The sequence below is a fragment of the Paenibacillus senegalensis JC66 genome, from assembly GCF_000285515.1.
In the GTDB taxonomy this organism is placed as follows: Bacteria; Bacillota; Bacilli; order Paenibacillales; family NBRC-103111; genus Paenibacillus_L; species Paenibacillus_L senegalensis.
On the sequence record NZ_HE610961.1, the window covers coordinates 114,470 to 137,418 of the forward strand.

Below are 22,949 nucleotides of genomic sequence, written 5' to 3' on the forward strand. Positions count from 1 at the left end.
GGAGAGACTGACAACCTAAACACACATCAGCTATTCACTTTCATTAGCTTTCCACGCACTTTTATTCATTTCCTGTCGGCAATAAGTTCATAAACAGTAAAAGGAATTGAGCTGGCAGCGGAAAGCCATTTAAAGAGGGAATGGCAGATTAACTAAGTAAATACTTGCGTACACCGGTTACTTTCGTGCATATATCAATAGGTTACTCGATCATGAACAATTGCTTGTTTGTTATAAACATATGTTCATTTGTATTATATTTGTGCTTTTATTTGTTCAATTTTAAGATTATGCTAATCGTTCCATTTTGTCAATCCGTAGCGGCCATAAACATTTGAATAAATAAAAAATAACCGCTTAAAGCGTTGCGCTTAAGAGGCTCGCACTTACTTATGTTCATTCTTTCATTAGTTCATTCTTTCATTAGTTCATTCGTTATTGTTCGCTTTTCCAAGCCCTGCCTGCCAAAAGTTGAATATTGATCTGATCAGTTCTATAATGAGGTTCACAAGCTTTGTACGGCCTGATATGCAGTTTTCAGCTATCCTACACCCGCGGGGGTGATGACATGGTTACCTTTAATTTATTTATGATAGCAGTGCTTATTTTTTTCAGCGCTTTTTTTGTGGCAACCGAATTCGCCATTGTTCGGGTTCGCTCAAGCCGGGTGGACCAGCTTGTTATGGAGAAAAAAGCGAATGCCCTCGCCCTGAGAAAAGTTCTCCATCAGCTTGATGAATACTTGTCATCCTGCCAGCTTGGCATTACGTTGACATCTTTGGGATTGGGCTGGCTCGGCAAGCCGACGGTGGAGAATTTGCTAAAGCCTGTCCTGGGCGAATTTGTCCCTGAAGCAATGATCGGATTGCTTTCATTTATTATTGCGTTCTCGGCGATTACCTATCTGCACGTTGTTATAGGAGAGCTCGCTCCCAAAACTTTAGCCATCCAGAAGGCAGAGGCGGTCAGTCTGCTGTGTGCGGTGCCGATCATTTGGTTTCACGGTCTGTTCTTCCCTCTTATTTGGGTGCTGAACTTGTCATCAAACCGAATTGTCCGGTTATTCGGAGTCAATCCCGCTTCGGAGCATGAAGAGGCCCACTCGGAAGGCGAGCTTCGCATTATCATGTCTGAAAGCCTGGAGAGCGGTCAGATCAACCACTCGGAATACGGCTATGTTAACCGGATTTTCGCTTTCGATGAGCGTCTCGCGCATGAGGTAATGGTGCCCCGCACCGACATGATTTGCTTGGATCTTAACAAGCCTTTGAGCGAGAATATTTCCATTATGAAAAAGGAACAGTTTACGCGTTTTCCCGTTATAGACGGTGACAAAGACCATGTGGCTGGCATGATTATTACGAAGCAGTTCTTTTTGCAGGACCGCAGGGGACCGCTGCTTGATTTGACCACCATGATCAAGCCTGTCATTTCCGTATCTGCCCATACGCCTGTACAAAAAGTTCTGACCCTTATGCAGCAAAAGCAAATCCATATGGCTATTCTAGTTGACGAGTTCGGCGGGACCGCCGGCATGGTTACATTGGAAGATATCCTCGAGGAGATTGTCGGGGAAATTCGCGACGAGTTTGATGAAGCGGAGACACGGGAATTCGAGACCATTGGCGAGGGCCGGATGATGGCGGACGGAAAGCTGTCGCTACATATTCTGGAGGAAAAGCTCCCCCTTCACTTTGATGATGAAGATCTTGACACTCTTGGCGGCTGGATCTATCACCGTAACCCGGCTATTCGCAAGGGCGGCTATATTGACTATCAAAATTACCGGTTCACCGTTAGAGAGAAAGGACGGCACCGCATATTGCGGGTAGAAATCGGCCCTATCCCGCCGGAAGGCCAGGTATAGATGGTAATCTTAACCCCGACATATCCTTCGCTTAGACGCCAAAAAATGCTGGACGAATTTTCTGGCGTCTATTCGTTCGTTTTTCCACCGCTGCGTTGGAGATTGCCGCATTTTATTGCTATACTTAATAGTTAGAATCTATTGTAGCATTTTGCATAAATACCAGCGAAAGGTTCAATCGAACAAGAAATAGATTATAAGGTTTCCTTTATCTATATCTTGTTAATGCTAGTCGATCCATCGAAATTGGGGATCACCATGCGAATTAGGCAATTTGCTCATTTAATCTTCCATGCGGGCAGGCTTGAATCCGTACCATGAGAGGCTTAGCCTGAATTAGAAAGGAGGAAAATTCCCTTTATCCATCTAGAAAACTCTCGAAAAAATTCCCTTTATCCACCAGAAAACTTTCGAAAAAACAGTTTTGGTATAGTTTTAGTATTATTAAAGATCAACTAGAATAACTATCCCCAGGAATATCTGAAATGAAGGAGTGATCCCGTTATTATGTATTTTTCATCATCCCGTTCCTCCCGTCCTTTCAAGCTAACCCTTGTTATGCTCGCTCTTTGTTTAGCGTTCTCCGCCACAACTGTTTTCGCAGAAACCAATGAAGCGGACCCTACACCGCTAACCGCGGAAAGCGCCAATCAATTTCTTGACCAATTCTTTGCCCAGCCTGAACTGGAAGGCAGCTACATAGGCGCATCGGTTGTTATCGTCAAGGATGGAGAAGTATTGGCTAACAGAGGATTTGGCTATGCGGATGCCGCTAACCAGCTGGAAGTTGACCCGGACACCACTGTGTTCCGCATCGCATCCGTTTCCAAGTCGGTCACCGCCTTGGCAGCCATGCAGCTTGTCGAGCAGGGAGCCATCGAGCTTGATCAGGATTTTCTTGTCTACCTGCCTGATCTCGAGCTGGACAACCCGTTTTCCACCCCCGTGACCGTAGGAGACCTTCTTGCCCATACTACAGGCTTTGAAATTCGTGATCCTAACCCAACAGATATCCATAACGATTTTGATAAATTTGTTGGCATGGAAGAATACATAAAGGCGAACATGCCCGCAGTAGTTCGTGAGCCCGGAACCTCCTATATGTATGATAACTTCGCTTCCCTGCTGGTCGGATACCTGGTTGAGACCGTCAGCGGAATGCCTTTTGAGGAGTACATGGAACAAAATATTTTCGAGCCGTTGGGCATGGACACCAGCGGGTTTCTACTAGAAGGCTCTTTGCGCGAGCAGCTCGCTGTAGGGTATGACGCTGCCGGCCAGCCTCTGGACCTGTACACGCTAACCCCTACGGTTATGCCGCATGGCGGTATGCTGTCCACATCGGCAGACATCGGTAAGTTTATGCTGTCCTTCCTGTCTGGCGGAAGCTCGGACATTCCTTCTCTAATTAGCGAAGAAACTCGTCAGGCGATGACTGTTTACCAATCTTCCATTCACCCTCTGCTGCCCGATACGACCTACGGCTTTGAAGCACCCATGCAGCTGCCGGAAGCCGGAGCCGACAGCCGCGTAATTACGAAGGCAGGGGACTTGAACGGCTTCAGCTCTTATCTGTGGATGATTCCAGAGGACAACACCGGTGTTTTTGTGACCTATAACAACAACGGCATGCTTCGCAATCTGCTGTATCCTGCTTTTATGTATGAATTTTATCCGGAATGGACTCAGCCGGCCGATTTTAGCGGGTACGCCCCTGAACTGGATGCCGACATGAGCATTTATACGGGATTGTTCACTGATCTCCGCTTAAACTCCATGGTTAGCACAGTGGAAAGTCCGGAAGGCGAGGATCTTGTAATTTCCGACGCCTTGCTAGGTGCCCGTCCGCTGATTCAGGTGGAAGATCACCTCTTTATTGACGCCTACGGGATGTTAACCGGATTTAAGGTAGAGGAAGACGGAACGGTAAGCTACATGAAAGAACCTCATTTGAATCCGTTAGGCTACACCCGCAAAGGGCAACCTGCGCAAGGATTTGCCGATATTGCCGAAGACCATCCCTTCGCATCCTATATTATGAGCATGCAATCGCTCGGTTATTACGACAACGATGCGGCGCTGGAATTTGGCCCTGATCTTCCGGTCACTCGTGCCGAATATATCGAGAGATATATGCAAATTCTGAATCGAAAGCCGCAAGGCATCATAACGGAAGCTTTCCCTGATGTGAAGGGCCATCCGTCCGAAAAGGCCATACTTGCTGCCGTAGAATTGGGTCTTATAGCTGGCAATGACCAGGGCTTGTTCGAGCCAGACCGCGCTATAACTCGTCAGGAAGCGGCTGTGATCGTGTGGAGAATTGCTTCCGCTATCCTGCCTAAGGAGATGTATGAGTCGATTCCGCTCCTGGAAGGGTCTACTGATGCTTGGGCTCAAGAAGCAGTACAAATGGCTATCTTACTCGGTCTGCATGGACCTGAAGTAACTGTAAGCGATGCTGGAATCTACGATTTCAAGTCCCGCCAGCCGATGACTCGTGCGGAGGAAGCCGCCCACCATTTTCAAGCGCTGACCAATCCCGTGCAGGGTCAAGTGATGGGTATCCAATAAAATAGCGACCATAACAACAAAATAAACCACGCAGGCCTCGGTTGTCCGAAGCGTGCGTGGTTTATTATTTGTTATCCTAAATGTCCTAAAAGCTAAGCTGCCTTGGAGGCTGGCGATTAGTTGCGGACACCTCTCGCTGACCAATCGCATGTATTACGAGATGTGTGCCGCTGTCCACGGCGGGGCTCTCGAGTTGTGTGCCGCTGGCTACAGCGTGGCTCTCGAGTTGTGTGCCGCCTCGAATTGTTCTACGATGGTTCCTTGCGTGATTTTCTGCTGTTCTGCGGCACTCCTTGCGAGCTGTTCTCGCGCTAACGCTCGCCCTTGCTCTTATTTGCGACAAAAAGCCCTGAAAACAGCAATTTGAGCAAAATAAGGACCGTGGCGACCGTGGCGAGCGTTACAATTTTCAACACCCTGATTTTGCTCAAATAAGGACCACTGCGAGCGTTAGAATTCGAAGCAGCTGCTACAGCCTCCTGGCCATGTCTCAAGTGTCAGCTCAGTTAATCGACAACATTGTCACGAATGATTAGTCCCTTTCAGGCGAAGGAACAGGCCGCTGCAAAGCGTATAGATCCTCTTCCAGTGAATTCATCCTCATCTCAAGCAGCTGGCGACAATCAGCTATGGCCTGGTTATATATAAACGGGTAGAGCTTGCTGCTAAGTTTATCTAACAACAGTTCAGCCGCCAGCTCACCCACTTCCAAATCCCACTCTTGAAGAAGGTGCTCTTGAAGCTCACTCACAATTTTCAACTTCTCTTCTCTTGGCATTTTGTGCATTAATATTGTTCCCCCTTGTTCCTTCGATAGGTCCGGTAAATATAAATTAATAATTCAACTGTGAACACAAAAAAACCTTCTTCTTTCCCTGTCATCGGAAAATAAGAAGGTTTCTAAATATATCAGTTAGCTAATAAAGAGTACCATGATTCCATCTAGCTTTCCTACCTTAAATGAATCTTCGAACGCAGCAGTCTAACCGGCTGCCAGGAGGACGAGCGCAGACGATTCAACGCCTCACTGTATTCCTGCTTGCTGCTAGCTTTTTTCCGCCGTGCCCAGGTCTGGTAATGGGAAGCGCATAGTCCGCGTGCACGGTGGCTGCGGTTGCACCCTTCTATAGTGCAGGTCTTAATGACTTTACGCACCTGATTGGGATCTCCGTACTTTCTCCAACGCGCATAATGCACGGTACAATACCCTTTGCATTTGGCATCACTTGTACAATTGTCAACCTTGCATACTTTTTTGATGTCCCGCTTTAAAAATTCCGGGTCCCCATTTCTCCACCAGCGTTGATGATGCATCGAACACATTCCTTTTGCCTTTACCGGTTTGTTGCATCCATCGATTTTGCAGAAATCATTCATCATTGTTCACCTTCCTCACTGATCCTATTTTTTTATAATTCCGACAATAATGACTTTCATCTATGTGCTGTTAACTTGTGTGCTGTTATCTTGGTCATGACTCTCATCGCCTACTGTCCTTCTTGCCTAATCCTTATCTTTATGTAGCTTCTAAAAAAGTACTCTCTGTTAGCCAGGAGCTTGTCTCCAATACAGATCTTGCTTCATCGTTCTTATTTGGATATCCCTGCAATATCAACCGCCTTGTTTGTAACGGATTCCGGCCGGATAGGAGAAATAAAAAACCACCTCCCGTTTGTCCAATGACAAACAAGAGATGGTCGGTTGCACTACTAGCTCCATTCACTCCAAGTGCCCAAATTACAGAGTGAACTTCATAGCCCCCATGTTAGTAACATTATTAAAAACACTGCCGATTGTTTCCAGCCATTTTTTATTATTATACCTAAAATTTTATATTTGTCATGTCGAAATTTGTAAGATTAAAAAATCTTTAGGTTTTTTGCGTGATAAATGCCTGTTTAAAAGTGTCATAGTCTATATGAGCTAATTACATCTTGAGAAAATGGAGCGGTGATCAATGAAAAAACGGTATTCGCTGCAAAAGCTAAGCGGAATTGACCCATTAACAGGCCAGGAAATTTGGCACTTTGTTCTAGAAAGCGACCAGAAGGAAGCCATCATGAATTTTTTAGGACATAATTACCGCATTATCGACACCAAGACAATGAAAGAAGTGGCTCGATCCAGCGACTGTGATCTCAATCCAGGCAAATCCGCAATGTAAGAGAAATAAACAGAAGGAAGCCAGTCCTGCCGCTGAGATGATATTCGCTGCACCCAGTTTTATAATCATGAATTGAAGCCCGTACCTGTACCCATACCCGGTTATCCGTACGTTAGAGCTTATTACCGGCGGGTCGAACAACTTACGATGATATTGATGCTATTCGTCACGTGCCGGGCTTCAATTTCTTGAATGCTCCTTTATGCACCATTCGTCAATGCACTCCCTGTCTATTCTTTAGCCCATTTCATCGGCCGGGGATTGCCCATCAGACCGCTCTCCTCGAATTGCTTCGCTGTCATCGGCTTTCCGAACAAGAAGCCTTGAACTTCATCGCATCCACTATTCTCCAGCATCTCCAATTGATCCTTGGATTCCACACCTTCGGCAACTACCTTCCACTGCCTATAGTGGGCGGTGGCGATCAGCTGATGCACTTGTTCCCGATACTGGGCATCTTCCTCCATTCTGTAGACAATGGATTGACCTAATTTAATTCGCTTAATGAGAATCGGATTTAAGTAGGCCAGCGGCGAATTCCCTTCAGGCAGATTTTCCAGTTTCAGCTGAAATCCCGCTTCTTTGATCTTCCTTAGCTTTGGCAGCAGCAGTCCCTGCTCTTCGCGGACCACCTGTTCCTTCATTTCCAGTTCGACATCGCTAGGCCGCATTCCTGTTTCACAAAGAACTTCTTGTACCAATTCAGGAAGATAATCGTCATGGAGATGAGCGGTAGACAGGTTTATTCCCAATCTCAGGCCCCGGTACCCTCTTTCCCTCCAGGCTCGGCACTGCAGACAGGCAGTACGCAGCACCCAGTAGCCAAGAGGCAGGAACAGCTCGTTCTCCTCGGCAATGGCCATGAACTCATTCGGAGAAATGATGCCAAGCTCCGGATGCCGCCAGCGCAGCAATACTTCGAGACCCGTCAAATTTCTGCCCGCCAGGGATATTTGCGGCTGATAGAACAGATCGAACTGGCGGTAATCCGCATCGGCCAACAGCCTTAGCAAATCCTCTTTGAGCAGATTTTGCCGCAAGTTGGGCTGATTCATGTCCATGGAATAGAAAGTATAGTGATTCTTTCCCCTCTCCTTGGAGTGATACATGGCCGTATCCGCATTTTTAATCAAGCGCTCCACATCTTTGCCATCTTCCGGATAAACGCTTATCCCAATGCTTGTGGAAATATATAGCTCCACCCCGTTCAATTGAAACGGTTTATCGAAGGCTTCCAGGATGGAAAGAGCGACTTTTTTCACTTCCTGACGGCTCTTATTCTCCAGCAAAATACTGAATTCATCTCCGCCTCTCCGGGCAACTGTGTCCGAGGGCTGCAGACAGCCAAGCAATCGGTCTGCCACCAGCTTAAGCAGCGTATCCCCCGTCATGTGACTGTAGGAATCATTAATGAGCTTAAAGCTGTCAAGGTCCAGAAAGAGAACTGCCAAGCGTCCGGGCTTTGCAGATTGAAGTGCTTCAGCCAAGCGATCCTGGAAAAGCAGCCGATTAGGCAAGCCCGTTAAAGAATCGTGGTAGGCCAAATTCGAGATTTGTTCGTGGAACCTTTTATAGTCGGTAATATCTGAAGCAATGCACAACAATTGCCGCCCTTTGGCTGTGACAATCGGAATCTTCGAAACTTTCAGCCATTTGCTGCTGCCCTGGATATCCACGAACAATTCTTCTTGCTCATACTCATTCTCCTGAAGGTTAAGCCATGCATCCGGGTCTTCTGTCACCAAAGAAGTGTTGACTTCCAAGAGATCATCGCGAAGCTCCTTTTCAAGACGGCCGATCATTTCTTCCGGAGTTTTCCCAAACAGCTGCGCCGCCGCCGTGTTCACTAACGTAAAGCGGCCTTTCTCATCCTTTGTAAAGATAAGATTAGGATCCATGTCGATCAGCTTGCGCAGGAAGTTTTTTTGGCTGAGTAGTTCCGCGTTTATATCACGTATCATTCGTGTATGCATTCGGATAAAGGCGATAAATATCGTAACGGCAAAGATAACAACAGACAGACCGCTAAATTGTAAGCCGTACTTGCCGGAAAAATTAAACATTCCGATTCCGCAAGCAAGCGACGACGCTATACAAAATACAATCAGGAAGGAACGGATATGCGGATTGACCACCTTACGGCTGATATCGAGGCCAATCGCCAACGTGGCAAAAAAAAGCAGCATAACGACATAAAACAATTCATGCCAAGAGCCGGTTGTAGGATAGAAATAGTTGACATGATTGGCATGCTCCACCCAGTGTAAGTCCTTAATACCATGCGGTGTCCAGCCGAGCAAATATACGAGGATGCCGAAGCCGTAGAAAGCCACTAATGTCGGCCGGCTGAAAATGTACCGATACGCCGCGCCGCTCTTTTGCTTAGGACCTTCCCAATCGTGATAAAGAACATAGATGATATAAAAGGCCGCTGGCCCTAATAAAACGGACCCAAAGCGAAAAGCCCGGAATAGCCCTTCAATGAGCTCCGGCGGCAAAAGGTCATAGCTGTAGAGAAACGCGACATCCAATTGCCAAAACCCCATAAATAGCAAAGAAACAAAAAAACTTTTTGCTAAACGGGTCTGGCCAAAGGTAATCACCATGGCCACTCCAAGTATCACCGGAACTACAGCAAAAGCGACCATTAAGTAAAACAACATCGGTTTACCCCGCTTCTCTGTATTTGGACAGTAACAGACAAGTATTATTCCCACCATAGCCATGGGTCGAAACAGCTACATGCTCCACTGCTTCATAACGTGTCTTCATGACGATGGGCAAATCATCAAAACCTTTGGCATCCGTCTTTATAGTAGCTGGAATAAAGCTGTATTCCATTGAAAGCAGGGAGGAAATGACTTGCAGATTCCCTATCGAGGCAAATGAATGTCCAATATTGCCCTTAATCGATGTGATCGGTATGGATGAACCGAATAAATGGCGGTGAGTGATTGCTTCAACCCGGTCGTTAATCTTCATTCCTAACGCCTGGCTGTTCACATAAGTTGGGGAAACGGATCCTACTGCCCTTTGCATAGCCTCTGTCATGTTGCGGCCCGTAGCGTCGGATTCGAAAATCGACAGCCCGTCATTATTAGAATGTATTCCGGCTAAGATCCCGTAAATAGCAGCCCCTCTCCGCAAAGCATGGCTTTCAAGCTCCATTACGACGATTCCTGATGCCTCGGACATAACAAAGCCGTCGCTCTCGCTGGAAAAAGGCATTCCTGCCCTTTCAACCTGTGATGATCTGGACATCGCCCCTAGACGCATAAAGCTGTAAATGCTTCCTAGCGTGATCGGCGCATCCGAACCGCCAGCTACACAAATATCGGCTTGTCCGCTTTCGAGCATCATTTTGGCCATCAGCATCGCATCAACTCCTGCTGTACAGCCAGTGGACAAAGTGAAAGCTTGGCCCTTGAGCCCCATATGCTGCGCTACCGCTACCGATAAACTATGCGGATTGCCGGAGCCTGCCATGGCAATTGGAAACCGCCTATACTGCTTGCTGGCTGTGAGATGTGCATAAGCTTCCATCTCAATTAACCCACCGACAGACGTTCCCATAATGACCGTAGTCTGAAACTTGTCAGCACCATGGATTCCCGCCATTTGCGCCGCTTCTTCAGAAGCAGCTATAGCCAGATGCGCCACTCTCGGGTAATGGCGATACCGCCTATCTGATATCGGCTCATCATGGATCCGCCCGCAAATAATATCTATCCCATTAGGCCCCATTCCAGGCATTACTTCTTGAGCGCACAATCCCCGCTCCAAAGCCCGCTTGTACTGCTGTTTGTTTCTAATTCCCGGCGCAATTAATCCATACCCTGTTATGACCACTCGATCCAATACTGTTTTCCTCCACGCCTTCAATATTATTGATAAGACGTCAGAAAATGATTCTTTCTGACATAACATTCTACGCTTTATATAAAAATTCCTCTTTTTATCCTACAGGATATTTTGAAATTGCTGGTTCCATACGAAATTGATAATATTGCCGTGAAAAATAGTGATCTGCTATTTTGACCATCTTGGAGTTGACCCACTCCACCTGTCCTCCACTGCTGATCTTTTTCGTTCCCTGCCATATAGATACGTTACTCTTTAATGCGATTGCCAGTACAAAGTCAGCGTCATTTTCCATTAAAAGGTCCATATTCCGATGTCCCCTTCCCCATTAATAGTAAGGTCAACCCTTAGACAAGCCAGGATAGTCAGTCTTAGTTCAACTTGGTTTCTTGCTGCTATTCTAAGCTCTTGTGTTGCTCAACTCTTCTTAGTTCTCCTTAGCTTAAGCCATCTGAGCCATTCTTAGGCTCTTGTTAGCCCTTCTTGGCTTAGCCTTCTGAGCCACTCTGAGCTCCTCCGAGCTCGTAGAGACTTGTTTAGCTCTTTTAAGCTGGACTTAGCTCAGCTGTACTTAGCACAACATTACTTAGCTTAAGCCTACCGAGCCTTCCTGCTTGTCTGCCGCCCATGCTTTAAGTTCACACCAATCCTGCACCGCTTTGAAGAGGTAAATTAACAAGTAAAACCACCTTTCGGTGTAAGAAAGATGGTCGGTTGCACTACTAGCTCCACCTGACCCAAGTGCCCACATAAAGGACAGGCTTCAACGCTCCCTATTTATATGCCCGAGATTAGCCTGAGCTTGTAGTCAGATTCTCGCAAGCGTTACCAAGCGGGGGCACCCCTTACCCTAGATGTAACATAATTCCATATAGAGCTTCTATAAAAGCCATTACCATTATATAACTTTTTTTGTAGATTAGCATAGTAAATATGTGTAAAAAAATAAAAAGACCCCCTAAAAATTACGAAGCTTGACGAAGGGGTCTAATTTTTTGTTACAATTATGGGTAATTCTGTATTTTTTTCTTTTTTTTATCAACACCTAGTGAGCTATGCCAGGTATGTCTATTTAGCCTTCCATAAACCCGACCTGCTGTAAAAATCTTTGTAGCATAACAGCGGCCTGAGCACGGGTGGCCGTATCTCCCGGACGGAAGCTTCCATCCTCCATACCCGTAATGATGCCAGCAGCAGCGGCCTGCGATACAGCTTCTCTCGCCCAGCCCTGTATTGCTTTATGGTCAGAGAATCGTTCGAGTCCGGCTCCAGCCGCCTTATCATTTACGACTCCCAAATAGTCCATGGCGCGAATGATCATAGCAGCCATTTGCTCCCTTGTAATAGTCGAGTTCGGACGGAATTCGCCATTCTCGAAGCCTTCCACTAAACCGCTGGCATTTGCTGCTTTAACGGCATCATGATACCAATCAGCTGAATTCACATCCCGATATGCAGGTGAAGCCGCTTGATCCGGGGAAGCACCTACAGCCCGGACAAGCAATGCCGCAAATTCCGCACGGCTGATTGCACGGTCGGGGGAGAAATGCCGTTCTCCCGTGCCTCGTATAAGCAGACGGGAAGCCAGCTGCTCAATCTCTTCTTTGGCCCAATGGCTGGCCGTATCCGCAAAGGATTTGGCATACCTGCCGATAAATATTGGACTGTTAATATTGCTTTTTACAATAGCCTGAACTGTACCGCCTTCACGATCGATAAGCGCAGGAACAAACTGCAGCTCATGGGTGGACCAATCATATCTAACGGCGGTTAAAGGCTGATTCGCAGCCGTTGGAGACAGCTGGAATGTGCGCTCCGCAAATTGATTTCCGTAAGTATCTAACACCAGCTCTTGTTCGCCCGACTGCACGGAGACGGTAAAGTATACAGGCAGACTGAACAAGCTCATTCCTAAAGACCGGGCCAATCTTTCCATAGGGTATTGATGCTCCCCGGCCGCATAATGAATTTCGATTAGCACACGAAGCCCGTCTGCAGGGGCTGACAGCAGCCGCGAAGCTACATCTAGTTGAATCCAATCCAGCGGCTGATGATATATGACATCCCGGAAGGATAAATCCACCGTTAGCCCTGGAAGCTCACGCTGCAGGAGGGCTACTTGCTCAGAAGTCAGATGCAGCACCGCCGAATCTGCCGTGGGGCTGGCAGAAGCTTTTATCAGCATTCGAGGACTGGTCTTACCCTTGAGCTGCTCGATAATCGGTGACAGCGCCTCCTGGCGAAGTGATAAATTAGTAACCTCATAGCCTTCGTCGGCTTCCTCAACCGCCTGGACCAAAGCATCATCCACTAATTCAATTGTTCCATCAGGAGCCTGGGCATGAAGCGGAACATATATAAATGGCAGCAGCAGGACCACGATCATGGCTGCCGCAAGCTTGCGTAGATTAAGCAGCACTATTGCACACTCCCTATTAATCAGATTTATTCGGCTTTCACACTAGCTCCCAACATGAAAATTAATCAGCTTCCACGAGCCTCGAACATGAAAACTATTGCAGCTTACACACTGGCCCGAACATGAAACCTTAAGCAGCCTTACTCACTGGACCCGAACCTGAAAGGTAAAGTGCCGCTAAAATAATCTATCCGTGTTCTGGTCTGCCGGATGCTTGCCTGTCAATAACCTCATTAACTGTATACGCAGCGAAGTTTCAATCGTTTTGCTAATCGTGCTGTTAATCGTTCTGCCATTTGTGAAAAATTACTCCTTTTTATTTGGTGAAAAAAAGAGATTTATTCCTAAACTTCGTGCTATAATCAGGCAAGAGTTGTTGTTTCGTTAATTTAAGGAGGGACTTTGTTTGAAACCGATCGTATTGCTGCCGCTCGACGAACGACCTTGTAACGTAAACTATGTGGAGCAGTTGGCTCAGCTTGGACAGCTGCCTTTATCCGTACCTCCCCGCTCCGCCATGGGCAATAAAAAACAGCCTGGAGATGTCACTCGGTTGGCCGAATGGCTTGAACAGGAAGCGAAAAATGCATCCAGCCTGATCCTCTCCATTGACATGCTTATTTACGGGGGGATTGTACCTTCCCGTCTTCATCATCTTAGTAAAGAAGAATGTGCACAGAGGTTAGCTCTGTTGAGAAAAATAAAGCAAGAGCGTCCGGACCTGACGATTTATGCGTTCAATTTAATTATGCGGACCCCGCAATACAGCAGCAGTGACGAGGAGCCTGACTACTATGCGGAATATGGCCGCTCGATCTTCCGCTATTCCTGGTTGCTTGACAAGCAAGAGCAGGAGCCATTGAATGCAGAAGAACTGGCCGAATGGGAAGATGTCCTTCGAATTATACCGGAGGATGTGCTGAGCGAGCATTTGCAACGGCGGTCTATCAATGCTTATGTCAATGAACTCACTATCCAGCTGGCGCATGAAGGCATCATCGACTTTCTCATCATTCCTCTGGATGATAATTCAGAATATGGTTTTTCTCCGATGGAACAGAGAAAGCTGCTCTTCTTGACGGAGGAGCTCGGTGTTATGGACCGGGTTCATCTGTATCCCGGAGCCGACGAAATTGGCTGCACGCTGTTGGCGCGCGTATTCTGCCAGCTTCACAATTATGTGCCGGAGGTTTATGTCCGTTATTCATCTACCCGCGGACCGCAGACCATTCCGAACTATGAAGACCGCAGCCTGAACGAAAGCATTAAATCCCATTTGACCGCTGCTGGGGCTTATGCGGCAGATGCATCAGCTGATTGCGATTTCGTACTGATGGTCCATTCCCCGCCTGGAGGCCAGATGGCGGAATCAGTGCATACCTTCCGAGAGCGCAATCGCCTGTATCATTCCGAGGTCCATTACAACGAATTCGTTCAAGCAATCGCGCGTTATATTCGCAAAGGGTATCCGGTAGCCGTAGCGGATGTGGCGAATTCCAACGGAAGCGACCACACCTTCATGAAGCTGTTGGCTAAATCCGGACTGCTCCCTTCGCTGGCCGCTTACGCAGCCTGGAATACATCGGGGAATACACTGGGGACCGTGATCGCCCATGGCATCATTGAATCGTATTTCCGCAAAGCGGAAGGCTCGGTCAAGGATCACGAGCGATTCAAGAAAAGCCGTGAATTCTATGTTTCTCGGTTAATCGAGGACTGGGGATACCAAACGCTCGTCCGCAAAGACATCAAGGATCACCACCTGGAAGCGCTTGGCGGCAACTATTTTGATGTCGCCGGGCCTTATGAAGAGGTTACTGCGCTGGTGCGGCAAAAGCTAATCGAATTCACCCGCACCTATCTGGACACGCTCCGGCCTGATACTATTCAGCTGGATGAAGTGTATATGCCGTGGAAAAGAATGTTCGAGGTCGGAATAAAGGTAAGCTTGCGGGACCAGCATTTCGAGTCCTAAAGCATTCAAGTCGCGCACAACGAAAAACGGTCGTTTAGGATTCACTCCTGAACAACCGTTTTTGTTGTTTCTCCCGCTGCCAGTCAGTCCCTAATTAATTTTAGGATCTACGGACAGCTCTATTGTCCACAATTTTTGCTAAAAACCAGCGTTGTGCAGCGAATCGCGAGATCGCTTTCAGCCTGCTTCGAATGCTAACGCTCGCTATTGTCCTTATTTGGGCAAACGACGACCTCGCGCTCCACACGCCTCGCAGCCATCGCGCCTAGTTATCCGGCTAGTCCCAGCCTAGCGAACAGGGAAGTAATCCATCTGGATACAAACCGGCTTTGCAACGGTAATCTGCTGACCGGTAGGCTGAAGCTTCCCGCTCTCCTGATCTACCCGATACGTAACGACATTATTCGTGTCCCGGTTGGCGGCAATGAGCCACTTTCCGTCGGGGGACAGGGAGAAGTGCCTTGGATGCTCACCATAAGTGGAGCAGAATTGGACCACCGCTAACTCCCCGGAAGCTTCATCAATTCTGTATACGGCAATACTGTCATGTCCGCGGTTGGAGCCATATACGTAGCGGCCGTCAGGCGAAATTTGAATCTCCGCACAGTAGCTCTCACCTTTATAATCACCCGGCAGGGTGCTGTAATGGGCTAAATAAGCCAGCTGACCCGCCTGTGCATCATACTGGAAAGCCGTTACAGTTGAGTCCAGCTCATTGATCACATAGGCATAACGGCCCGAGGGGTGAAACGCCATATGCCGCGGGCCCGCTCCCGGATGAAGCTCTGCTGAACCATGCGGCACCAGCTTCTGCTTGTCCTCATCGATCGCGTAGATCTGCACGCGGTCAATCCCCAGATCCGGCACAAATACAAAACGCTCATCCGGGCTAAACCATGCGGAATGCGGATGTGGCCCCTCCTGCCTATCTTTATTCGGTCCGCTTCCCTGATGCTCATGGACGTCAAGCAATTGTCCTATCCGTCCGTCAGCCGTCAGGGAAACGAGGCCCACCTTGCCTCCGCCATAGCTGGAAACGACCACATAGCGGTTGTGCTTGTCTCTCTTAATGTGACAAGTAGTGGCGTCCACCGTGCCAGCGCGGTTAAGCTCCTTCAATGTTCCAGCCCGCGGGTCAATCTCGAAGGAAACCGCCGCTCCCATTCTTTCGCCCTGCTCGCTCCGTCTTTCGGCAATCGAATACAACCTCGCGTTATCCGTATCCAGACTTAAAAACGTCGGGTTTTGCAAGCCGGACACTTGATCCAGCAAGCTTAACGCTCCCGTCTTCTCATCAAGTGCATACACATGCACGCTGTTATCCTTTTCTTCTGAATAGGAGCCTATAAAGACAAGCATTCTTTTCTCCGTTGTCATGGCTGTACCTCCTGGATTAGTCATATAGGGAAGCCGTGCATCTGTAACGGCCGAATGAAACGGCTTCATATGGGTCCTTTACCCGGAAAGTCCGCCCTTGAATGAATCTTTCAAACATGAGCTATTTATATCGTTCGCATACCTTACCTGCCAAGACTTGAAATCAGACTTATAATGACAATAATCCCGAGTCCCAAGAGTAGCATCTGGGTCAGGTTGAGCTTAACTTTACCTTCCAGGCGCGCCGAATGGATGACGATATTGTCATGCCGGCCCTCGCTCTTTAATTTCTCCAGCACCTTCGCCTTTGCCTCTTCTTCGCTCTTTGCCCTGACCGTTACGATATTCTGCTTTCTTACAATCTCTTCTTCGTACAGCTTTTCGGTAGAGGTGTATTTAACCGAATAAATGTTCATTGCCCATTCCTTCCTTGTCTAAAATCATTAAGCCTTTCCGGGCCAGCTGTTCACCGCGGCGAGGAAACGGGCCGGTTCATCCGTTGCGTACCAACGGATACCCAGCTCAAGCAGACCGTGAATGGCTTCATCGTTGAAATGAAACGGAAGCACCTCCAGGTCAACGCCCCGCTGTCCGCATTCGGCCAAGGCTCTTTTCAGAAAATGCGGTTGGATCTGGTAAGGCCACTCCCCGGCTTCCGGATCATCATTCAAATGAATTTGCACTTGATCCAAGCCCTCAAAGCCGCTGTTCAGCGCCGCATCGAATTTACCCTCGATTTGCTCAGCTGTGCCGCCGATCCACAGCATGCTGCGCACGCCTCGGGCAATCTGCTTCATGCGGATGCAGTTGTCCTGAATCTTATGAGTGAATATGATTTGCTCATTCACCCCATATCGATCAATCAGCTGCCCTAAAGCAAGCAAATCCAGCTCCTTCAAGTCAAGATAGATTTGCCTTTCCGGTTTGCCCTGCATTTCCTGGAACACTTCTTCCAGCAAAGGAATGTGTTCACCTGCATAAGCTGGGTCAAATTTAACTCCGGCATCCCATTGCTTAATCTGTTCATAATCCAATTCGGAAATCGGCGTGTCCTTGATCTCATCCGGCGCATTGGTTGTTCTCGCCAATGTGGCATCATGCAGACAGATAATCACCCCATCGCGTGTAGAACGAACATCCGCTTCGGGAATGCCCCCGAGCTTCCAGGTATACCGGTTAGCTGCGAGTGTATTATCAGGAGCCTCGTACTCTCCTCCTCCGCGGTGCGCTTGCCAATAGACGACCAAGTCCCTGTTGGTTTCCAACATCCATCTCTCCCATCTCATCATAGGTCTTTTAAGTAATTCCTGAACAAGCAAAAAACTTCATGAATGGCAGAGACTTATTCCTAGCGTAAAAGATTTATCTGATGTTACTTATAGAATATCAAAAAGGACGCCTGACATATAGGCGTCCCAAACAAAATTTTTATATCTTTTTGCAATGTTTACCGCAGAAGCCGGAGTCCGTTGAGAATGACCAGAATCGTGCTCCCTTCATGACCGATGACGCCAAGCGGAAGCGCTACGCCGGCAGTAAAGTTCGAGAAGATCAGGAGGGTGATGACGCTCAATGCGAATACCATGTTTTGCGTCACAATTCTGCGTGTTCTTCTTCCCAGCTCCACCGAGTGCGCCAGCTTATCGAGATCATCGTTCATCAGGACGATATCCGCAGTTTCAAGCGCCGCATCGCTTCCCTTGGCTCCCATCGCGATGCCGACAGTGGCTGTTGCGAGCGCAGGGGCGTCATTGACTCCGTCTCCTACCATGGCGACATGTCCATACGTCTGTTTCAGCTGCTCGATTCGGGCCACTTTTTCCTCTGGCAGAAGTTCGGCATAGACGTGGTCAATACCAGCTTCATCAGCAATAGCCTGGGCAGTGCGCTGTTGATCCCCAGTCAACATTACAGCCGTGATTCCGAGCTGCTTCAGACGAGCAATAGCGGCCTTGCTTTCCTCACGGATGCTGTCGCGAATCGCCAGCAGGCCGGCTATGCCCTCACTGTTCTGGACCACGATGACCGTATTGCCCTCTTCTTCCCATGTGCGGATAGTGTGCTGAATATCTTCGGAAAGCAAAGCGGGGTCCATCCAGGAGGGCTTGCCGATTTTCCATGTCTCTCCGGCATACCTGGCTTCCACCCCGAAGCCGGTCCAAGCTTTCAGCTCCTGCGGGCGTCCCAAGGAAATGCCCTGCTCCTTGGCGCGGCCCACAACCGCCTGCGCGAGAGGATGCTCCGAGAGGCTTTCTACGGAAGCGGCTTTCTCCAGCAGTTCCTCTTCACTCATCCCTTGGAAGACCGCCAGCTTTTTCACTACCGGACGGCCGTGAGTCAGAGTACCAGTTTTATCGAAAGCGACTGCTTTCACACGGGAGATGTTCTCCAGGTGGGCGCCACCCTTGAACAGCACGCCTTTTCTGGCACTGTTCGATACAGCGGACAGCATTGCCGGCATAATGGAAGCTACGAGCGCACAAGGAGAAGCGACAACCAAGAACACCATAGCCTTATAGAAGGTTTCCTCCCAAGTCCATTGGAACCAGAATGTCGGCAGCGCAATCAGCAGCAGCGTAACCAAAATAATGACGCGTGCATAAATACGCTCGAATTTATCCATGAATACTTGTGTAGCAGGTTTTTCGCTTTGCGCTTCCTGCACCAGCTTGATAATTTTCGCAAATAGCGATGAGCTGCTCGGCTGGGACACTTCAACAAATAGCGCTCCCTGGCCATTCAAGGTTCCAGCGAAAACCTCGTCTCCTGCCGCCTTGTCAACAGGGACCGATTCACCGGTGATGGACGCCTGATTGACTGCCGAGTTACCGCTAGTAATGATTCCGTCCGCGGGAATTCGCTCTCCTGGCTTAACAAGCACGAGATCCCCTACGTTCAGCTGCTCGATGGATACCGAAACCTCTTCCCCATTCTTGACGAGCCAGGCCGTTTCCGGCTTTAAATCCATTAAAGCGGAGATTTCCTTCCGGCTTTTATCCATCGTGTAATTTTCCAAGGCACCGCTTAAGGAAAAAATGAAGATGAGGATGGCTCCTTCCGCCCAGTAACCGATACTCGCCGCTCCTATAGCGGCAACAATCATGAGCAGATTGACATCGAGATCCTTATCCTTAATTAGTGTTTCCAGACCTTCTCTTGCTTTATAGTAACCACCAACGGCGTAAGCCAACAGGTACAGCGCGATGGACGTAGGCTCGGAGAAGGAGCCCGCAGCCCATGCGGTCAGCATCAGCAGCCCGCTGGCCAGCGCAGCGGCCCCTTCCGCGTGCCGGATGAGCAAGGACTTCAAGGAGCGGATGGAAAGAGTCCTGGTTGACTCAACAGAAGAAGACGTTTCATGCTTGGCGGAATGTACAGTTGGTTGCATGTTTGATCACTCCTATTCATGTGAGTTTAAGCGGAAGCTTCAGTATTTCAGTAAATTCAGTGATACCGTAATCGTGTGTTTCAGTGTTTCAGTGAGAATGATTACCATTGTTAACCCCTTTAAAAGCAGTCATGCTGCCCCTGGTAGCAGGGACAGCATGGGTAAGCCGGAATTTCTCGTTGAAAAAGAATATAGGCTTTTTAAATCAAATATTAATTTATAATTATTATAATCTAGCTCAATCCGTTTGTAAATGATTTTTTTCACTCCTCCTTATGCTTGTTTTTAAGCTTTTGTTTAGTTCAGAACAATTTTGACCGATTTACTGGCGCGGCCTGTCCTGCTGCTGTAATCTCAGGAGGATAAACCGTATTTATGTTTATTAACCATTTCTCAGGTTGCGTGAATCCGGGTAATATTCACATCAAATGTCAGTAGCCTTTCTCAAGATTAGACGATAAGATCATTTCGAATAGGAAAAGGGCCGCTCCTTTTCAACCCAGGGGGCGCACACAATTTTGAAAAGAAATAACCATCAACAAAAACAACCGAAACAACCGAAACAACCGAATTTATGAAGAAGGGGAGAGTAGTAAATGATGAAGGCAAAAACATGGGGAAAGCTGGGCAAAACAGCGACAGCTGCCGCCTTATTAGGCTCTGTAATAGCCGGGTGCGGCAGTCCAAACGCACCAACCAATCCCGGGACTAATCCGGAAAACAACAATGCTGGCGGCTCTGGTCCAGACGGGCATCCCCCGGTAACACTCAATATGATGGTGGATTCCCATTCCAACTGGCCTTACAAGGAAGACTGGCCGATCTACAAGTATATTAAAGAAGCTACCAACATCGACTTCAACGTACAGGCTCCGCCAAATGATTATGGAACAGCGATTAATCTCGCCGTCTCTTCAGGGGATATGCCTGATCTAATGACGATCACGAATTTGGCAACAGCCAATAAACATGGAGACAGCGGGGCTTTCCTGAATATCTTCGATCATTTGGACGAAATGCCGAATTACAAGAAATTTCTCGAGGATCATCCAGAGGTGAAGCAGAGAATTATGTCCGCCGACGGCAAGAGCTATTATTTGCCGCTGTACGGATTGGAAAGAGAGTCTCGCCGGTCATGGCTCTACCGCGCCGATATCTTTGAGAAGCACGGCCTGGAGCTGCCGGAAACCTACGATGACCTGTACGAGGTAGCCAAGCAATTGAAGGAGCTGTATCCCGACAGCATTCCGCTTGCAATTTTCGGCGGCATGAGCCCGCTTGGCAATATGGCAACGAACTTCAATACATTTAACTGGCAGTACTATGACTACGACAAAGATGAATGGAGATACGGACCGGTTGAAGAAAACTACAAGCTTATGCTTACGTATTTAAATACCTTTTATGAGGAAGGGCTAATCCCGCCTGACTTCATGTCTATTCAACGCAAGCAGTTTATGGATTTGTTCGCGCAGAACAAGTCGTTCATGGCCGTTGATTACATCGGCTCCATCGATCAGCTGATGTCTCTGCTTAAAGATGAGATTCCAGGCTTCCAGGTTAAATTTATGCCTCCACCGGCCGGCGGGCCTGAAGGAAAACCGCTGAATGAATATTCGGGCTTTATGCCTAAAGGCTGGTCAGTAGCAAGCAACACGAAAAATCGCGAAGCTGTTTTGCGTTACCTGGACTTCCTCTATTCCCCTGAAGGTATCGAACTGGTGAGCTGGGGTAAGGAAAATGAAACGTACATTGTGGAAAACGGGGAGAAGAAAATCAATCCGGAGTACACCAGCTTTGCAGATTTAAGAACGAGAACGGGAATCGCCACCTACGGAACATTTACGGTCCATGATATGGAAGGATTCTTTAAAATGTTCTCTCCTGAGATGCAGGAAGGGCTAGCTCTTATCGATGAATACTCCTTGAATCCGCAGCAGCCGGTCTTCGCCTTTACCGAGGAGGAGAATGAAGAGTTGAACATTACCGGAGAGAGCCTCAAGAAATACATGGAAGAGAATGTCGGGAAGTTTATTCTCGGGCAAAAATCTTTCGATGAATGGGACAGCTATGTGGCCGAAATGGAGAAGCTGGGCGTGCAAAAGTACGTGGACATCTACAAGCATGCACACGATAGAGCAAAAAGCTTTGTAGAGTAAGCACGAGAAACGCCGCCGTAGATTTCCACCACCCCCTTAACGAGATCCAGGTATTCATGCAATTCATGCAAATGGATGAGCAATTGGACGAGTAATAAAGAGGTAAATTCGCTGTAAGGAGATTATCAAGTTATGGCCACTTCACGATTCGCTGCAAAAGCCGAGCCGAAGCCCCTTTACCGGGCTTCGCTCGGCTATAGAATCAAACGGGACCGCTATCTGTTGCTTCTGGTCCTGCCATGTATACTCTATTATATTATTTTCAAATATGTGCCGATCTTCGGGATCGCCATCGCCTTTAAAGATTACAACATGTACCGCGGAGTATTCGCCAGTGATTGGGTTGGCCTGAAGTATTTCCGCATGTTTTTTGAGAGCCCTGATTTTTGGCCCATTCTGCGCAATACTTTCCTGCTCGGCTTTTACAAGCTTCTATTCGGCTTTCCGGCGCCGATCATTCTGGCGCTGCTCATTAACGAGGTGCGGAATTCCATCTTCAAGCGATTCGTCCAAACGATCAGCTATTTGCCCCACTTCATATCCAATGTTGTAGTCGCCGGCATAGTGGTAATGTTTCTATCCCCAACCAGCGGGATGGTCAATCGGCTGCTGGAAATGATCGGACTGGATAAGATCAATTTTATGGTCGAGGCCTCCTGGTTCCGCACCATTTATGTCAGCACGGATATTTGGCAGCATGTCGGCTGGGGTACGATCATTTATTTGGCCGCCCTAACCGCCATTGATCCGCAGCTGTATGAAGCTTCAAGAATTGACGGCGCCAACCGCTGGAAGCAGATGCTGCATATCACCCTTCCCGGAATCGCTCCGGCCATCGTCATTCTGCTCATTCTGGATATCGGCAAAATTATCGAAATCGGCTTCGAGAAAGTGTACCTGCTGTCCAGTCCCGTCACCTATGAAACGGCGGATATTATAAGCACATATGTCTATCGTACCGGGTTAGCCAACGGGAACTACAGTTACGCTACGGCGATTGATGTCTTTACCGGCATCATCAGCTTTATCTTTATTATTGGCGCCAACCAGATCAGCAAGAAAGTTAGCGAGCACAGCATATGGTAAGCCGGGCAAACCGCTCCTAAAGGGTCCCCCGGCCTGCACTCAGGTCACAAGCCGCGCATGCGGATGGCGGTTTTATATGAAA

16 protein-coding genes and 2 riboswitches are annotated in these 22,949 nt (G+C 48.1%); of the genes, 6 read left to right on the plus strand and 10 right to left on the minus strand.

Annotated elements, in window-relative coordinates; all coding sequences use genetic code 11:
• The first annotated feature begins 568 nt into the window (after positions 1–568).
• Positions 569–1,867 (plus strand): hemolysin family protein, encoded by a 1,299-nt coding sequence (locus PSHG_RS18985; protein ID WP_026021477.1) that lies wholly within the window; start codon positions 569–571, stop codon positions 1,865–1,867.
• A gap of 507 nt (positions 1,868–2,374) precedes the next feature.
• The gene (locus PSHG_RS18990; protein WP_010276289.1) at positions 2,375–4,438 is read left to right on the plus strand and encodes a serine hydrolase; all 2,064 of its coding nucleotides are present in this window, start codon (positions 2,375–2,377) and stop codon (positions 4,436–4,438) included.
• Between the two features lie 532 nt (positions 4,439–4,970).
• On the opposite strand, the gene PSHG_RS18995 is transcribed toward PSHG_RS18990, so the two are convergent.
• Both PSHG_RS18995 and PSHG_RS29525 read right to left on the minus strand, forming a co-directional pair.
• On the minus strand, positions 4,971–5,225 hold the full coding sequence (locus tag PSHG_RS18995) for a DUF2164 family protein (protein ID WP_010276292.1): 255 nt from the start codon (positions 5,223–5,225) through the stop codon (positions 4,971–4,973).
• A 164-nt stretch (positions 5,226–5,389) separates the two neighbouring features.
• On the minus strand, positions 5,390–5,818 hold the full coding sequence (locus tag PSHG_RS29525; RefSeq protein WP_010276296.1) for a hypothetical protein: 429 nt from the start codon (positions 5,816–5,818) through the stop codon (positions 5,390–5,392).
• Between the two features lie 306 nt (positions 5,819–6,124).
• Positions 6,125–6,209: riboswitch (cyclic di-GMP riboswitch) on the minus strand.
• A 186-nt stretch (positions 6,210–6,395) separates the two neighbouring features.
• Here PSHG_RS29525 and PSHG_RS19005 point away from each other — a divergent pair.
• Complete coding sequence (locus PSHG_RS19005; RefSeq protein WP_010276299.1) at positions 6,396–6,602, plus strand: hypothetical protein; 207 nt, start codon at positions 6,396–6,398, stop codon at positions 6,600–6,602.
• 230 nt (positions 6,603–6,832) lie between these two features.
• Here the strand turns inward: PSHG_RS19005 and PSHG_RS29530 are convergent, their stop codons facing one another.
• The 4 genes from PSHG_RS29530 to PSHG_RS19030 form a co-directional block, all read right to left on the minus strand.
• Positions 6,833–9,265 carry an EAL domain-containing protein gene (locus PSHG_RS29530; RefSeq protein WP_010276302.1) on the minus strand — a complete coding sequence of 811 codons (2,433 nt, stop codon included), beginning with the start codon at positions 9,263–9,265 and terminating at the stop codon, positions 6,833–6,835.
• A 4-nt stretch (positions 9,266–9,269) separates the two neighbouring features.
• On the minus strand, positions 9,270–10,451 hold the full coding sequence (locus PSHG_RS19015) for a beta-ketoacyl-[acyl-carrier-protein] synthase family protein (protein ID WP_235782096.1): 1,182 nt from the start codon (positions 10,449–10,451) through the stop codon (positions 9,270–9,272).
• 106 nt (positions 10,452–10,557) lie between these two features.
• Positions 10,558–10,770, minus strand: a complete 213-nt coding sequence (locus PSHG_RS19020; RefSeq protein ID WP_010276309.1) for a hypothetical protein — start codon at positions 10,768–10,770, stop codon at positions 10,558–10,560.
• Positions 10,771–11,163: 393 nt separating this feature from the next.
• A riboswitch (cyclic di-GMP riboswitch) is annotated at positions 11,164–11,246 on the minus strand.
• A gap of 289 nt (positions 11,247–11,535) precedes the next feature.
• Entirely contained in the window at positions 11,536–12,882 is a 1,347-nt protein-coding gene (locus PSHG_RS19030; protein ID WP_010276312.1) for an S-layer homology domain-containing protein, read from the minus strand.
• A gap of 406 nt (positions 12,883–13,288) precedes the next feature.
• Between PSHG_RS19030 and PSHG_RS19035 the strand changes: the two genes are divergently transcribed.
• Positions 13,289–14,857, plus strand: a complete 1,569-nt coding sequence (locus PSHG_RS19035) for a DUF4127 family protein (protein ID WP_010276317.1) — start codon at positions 13,289–13,291, stop codon at positions 14,855–14,857.
• Positions 14,858–15,145: 288 nt separating this feature from the next.
• Here PSHG_RS19035 and PSHG_RS19040 read toward each other — a convergent pair whose 3' ends face one another.
• From PSHG_RS19040 to PSHG_RS19055, 4 genes are all read right to left on the minus strand, one after another.
• Positions 15,146–16,234, minus strand: coding sequence for a lactonase family protein (locus PSHG_RS19040; RefSeq protein ID WP_010276320.1), 1,089 nt, complete (start codon positions 16,232–16,234; stop codon positions 15,146–15,148).
• Positions 16,235–16,377: 143 nt separating this feature from the next.
• Positions 16,378–16,650, minus strand: coding sequence for a hypothetical protein (locus tag PSHG_RS19045; RefSeq protein WP_010276323.1), 273 nt, complete (start codon positions 16,648–16,650; stop codon positions 16,378–16,380).
• A gap of 27 nt (positions 16,651–16,677) precedes the next feature.
• The gene (locus PSHG_RS19050; RefSeq protein ID WP_010276327.1) at positions 16,678–17,502 is read right to left on the minus strand and encodes a glycerophosphodiester phosphodiesterase; all 825 of its coding nucleotides are present in this window, start codon (positions 17,500–17,502) and stop codon (positions 16,678–16,680) included.
• 179 nt (positions 17,503–17,681) lie between these two features.
• Positions 17,682–19,622, minus strand: coding sequence for a heavy metal translocating P-type ATPase (locus PSHG_RS19055; protein ID WP_010276330.1), 1,941 nt, complete (start codon positions 19,620–19,622; stop codon positions 17,682–17,684).
• Positions 19,623–20,218: 596 nt separating this feature from the next.
• Between PSHG_RS19055 and PSHG_RS19060 the strand changes: the two genes are divergently transcribed.
• Both PSHG_RS19060 and PSHG_RS19065 read left to right on the plus strand, forming a co-directional pair.
• Positions 20,219–21,781: an extracellular solute-binding protein gene (locus tag PSHG_RS19060; RefSeq protein WP_010276332.1), complete on the plus strand. Its 1,563-nt coding sequence runs from the start codon at positions 20,219–20,221 to the stop codon at positions 21,779–21,781.
• A gap of 132 nt (positions 21,782–21,913) precedes the next feature.
• Positions 21,914–22,867, plus strand: coding sequence for an ABC transporter permease (locus PSHG_RS19065; RefSeq protein WP_010276337.1), 954 nt, complete (start codon positions 21,914–21,916; stop codon positions 22,865–22,867).
• Positions 22,868–22,949: the final 82 nt, after the last annotated feature.

Excerpts from the sequence above, each read along its gene's own strand:
- PSHG_RS18985 (WP_026021477.1), top strand. The coding sequence starts at position 569 with ATGGTTACCTTTAATTTATTTATGATAGCAGTGCTTATTTTTTTCAGC.
- PSHG_RS18990 (WP_010276289.1), top strand. The coding sequence starts at position 2,375 with ATGTATTTTTCATCATCCCGTTCCTCCCGTCCTTTCAAGCTAACCCTT.
- PSHG_RS18995 (WP_010276292.1), bottom strand. The coding sequence starts at position 5,225 with ATGCACAAAATGCCAAGAGAAGAGAAGTTGAAAATTGTGAGTGAGCTT.
- PSHG_RS29525 (WP_010276296.1), bottom strand. The coding sequence starts at position 5,818 with ATGATGAATGATTTCTGCAAAATCGATGGATGCAACAAACCGGTAAAG.
- PSHG_RS19005 (WP_010276299.1), top strand. The coding sequence starts at position 6,396 with ATGAAAAAACGGTATTCGCTGCAAAAGCTAAGCGGAATTGACCCATTA.
- PSHG_RS29530 (WP_010276302.1), bottom strand. The coding sequence starts at position 9,265 with ATGTTGTTTTACTTAATGGTCGCTTTTGCTGTAGTTCCGGTGATACTT.
- PSHG_RS19020 (WP_010276309.1), bottom strand. The coding sequence starts at position 10,770 with ATGGACCTTTTAATGGAAAATGACGCTGACTTTGTACTGGCAATCGCA.
- PSHG_RS19040 (WP_010276320.1), bottom strand. The coding sequence starts at position 16,234 with ATGACAACGGAGAAAAGAATGCTTGTCTTTATAGGCTCCTATTCAGAA.
- PSHG_RS19045 (WP_010276323.1), bottom strand. The coding sequence starts at position 16,650 with ATGAACATTTATTCGGTTAAATACACCTCTACCGAAAAGCTGTACGAA.
- PSHG_RS19050 (WP_010276327.1), bottom strand. The coding sequence starts at position 17,502 with ATGTTGGAAACCAACAGGGACTTGGTCGTCTATTGGCAAGCGCACCGC.
- PSHG_RS19055 (WP_010276330.1), bottom strand. The coding sequence starts at position 19,622 with ATGCAACCAACTGTACATTCCGCCAAGCATGAAACGTCTTCTTCTGTT.
- PSHG_RS19060 (WP_010276332.1), top strand. The coding sequence starts at position 20,219 with ATGATGAAGGCAAAAACATGGGGAAAGCTGGGCAAAACAGCGACAGCT.
- PSHG_RS19065 (WP_010276337.1), top strand. The coding sequence starts at position 21,914 with ATGGCCACTTCACGATTCGCTGCAAAAGCCGAGCCGAAGCCCCTTTAC.